At 43.4% G+C, this 1826-nt stretch carries 3 protein-coding genes; 2 read left to right on the forward strand and 1 reads right to left on the reverse strand.

The window, feature by feature from the left end:
- On the forward strand, positions 1–247 hold a 247-nt coding region (locus INF86_RS22565; RefSeq protein WP_227414854.1), incomplete at its 5' end, for a hypothetical protein.
- On the forward strand, positions 240–1646 hold the full coding sequence (locus tag INF86_RS22230) for a tetratricopeptide repeat protein (RefSeq protein WP_193543946.1): 1407 nt from the start codon (positions 240–242) through the stop codon (positions 1644–1646). The genes INF86_RS22565 and INF86_RS22230, both read left to right, overlap by 8 nt.
- Positions 1647–1717: 71 nt before the next feature.
- Here the strand turns inward: INF86_RS22230 and INF86_RS22235 are convergent.
- Positions 1718–1826, reverse strand: a 109-nt coding sequence (locus tag INF86_RS22235; protein WP_193543947.1) for an inovirus-type Gp2 protein, incomplete at its 5' end; no start/stop codon positions are given.

Here is a 1826-nt window from a genome sequence, read left to right on the forward strand (position 1 = left end):
CCGTATAGCTATGCATTTTATCGATACCCTAGTTTCCAAAAAGGGATGGCGAATAATTGACATCGATGAGAAACCATACAAGGTTTTCGCTATTGCAGAGCATTCCACAGGCAAAATAAAACTGGATATTAGTATACCTTCTGTGAGCAGTATTTCTCGAAAAGGCGTTATCAGTAATATTTATCTGATCCAAGCTGACTCTAAAGCTGTAAGTGCACAATTTAAGGTGGATTTCATCGATGGCTGAGCAAGTTTTCCAACAAATCAACCGTTTGAGAAAAAGTGGTGAACTGGATGCGGCCTGGGAACTAGGTTGTACAACAGTGCAGCAAGACCCAAGTGATAGTTTTCTTAAAGGGGCTTTCTTCTGGGTGTGTTATGCATATTTAAAAGAAGTACGGGATACTATTAAAGCGCGAGCCGCAGCAGGGAAAAGTGAGTTTACACCTACGCGACAAGAAGCCGAACGAATCGACTTTTTATTGGACTGGATAATCTGGCTTGATTTACCGGACAGTGGTTTCGAGTATCGCAGCCTGCTACTTATCTTTCAGGCTAATTTGGAGCACTTCCCCAAATTGATGCTGCTACTGGCCAAACATGCGAAAACCCTATTCAGTCCGGAAGACAAACAGCCGTTTATTACGGAGAAAGGCGAATCTCCTAGCTTGATGCTGAAATTTACCCGCAAGCTTGCGAAAACCTGGAGTAGCCAGACTACATTGCGTCATCTATCTGTGGATGACCTGATCACTTTGCTGACACTAACGCGCCATGAAGTTAAAGATACCCAACAATTAATCTGGCTTGATTATGACGAAGCGCGATGCCTTATTGTTGCAAAACGCTACGAAGAGGCGCGAAAACGAATACTGGCAGTGCTGCGTAAAAAACAGAATGAAGCCTGGGCGTGGGGGGCACTAGCGACCACTTACCGCCAGAAAGATCCTCAAGCTGCTATTACCTTGTTTGCTAAAGCTTTGAGTTGTGCCCACGATGATGCTCTGGCGCTTCCGACTCTAAAGGGATTCGCTGTACTGTTAGCAGCTGAAGGTCTTCATAACGAAGCATCAATCTGTGTGCATAGGGCTGTTAATTGTTATTTGCATAACGGTTGGCAGATAAAAACTGATCTTGAACAACTACTCAACCAACCCTGGTATAATCACCAGGTAAATACTGAGCTACTTACCTCATTTATACTGCAGCGTTCTCAGAATGCGGCTGATTATCTTTTTGGTGAACGCGTCCAGAAGCTGGCTTTAGTTCAGAATATCCATGCTGGTAATCGTGGTTTCCATGCTTGGGTGAGCAGAAATCAAAGTCTGTCAGTCAGAATGAAACTTTGGTCTGATAACTTACCACTGTCACCTGGTGATTACGTTCAACTGACAATTGCTGAAGAGGATCAGTCAGTTGTTGCCGTCGCGCCGGCTCAAGCGCAGCCTCTTACAGACGCCGGTGAAATAGAAGATATACTACGTGTGACAGAAAAAGGTTTTGCTTTTGTGGGTGATACTTTTGTTCCAAAAGATCTCGTGCCTGCGGGAATGGATGGCCAAAAAGTACACGTTGTACGTGTTGTTGAACTCGATAAAACCAAAAATCGTTATGGCTGGAGAGCATTAAAAGTAATCATTTCCTGATGATTACATATTGAACACTGAAAAATCAGGCCTTTCCATTCATAAGAAAGGCCATTGCCGTAAAAAAATAATCACCCTCGACTACAACCGAAGTTCCGATCTCCATCGCCAAATATCTTAGTATCAAGCTTGGCTAAGTAATCCAAACGATTTAGTAAGTTGTTAAACTCCCCTTTAAAG

The organism is Enterobacter cloacae complex sp. I1M, assembly GCF_014982425.1.
GTDB classification, from domain to species: Bacteria; Pseudomonadota; Gammaproteobacteria; order Enterobacterales; family Enterobacteriaceae; genus Enterobacter; species Enterobacter intestinihominis.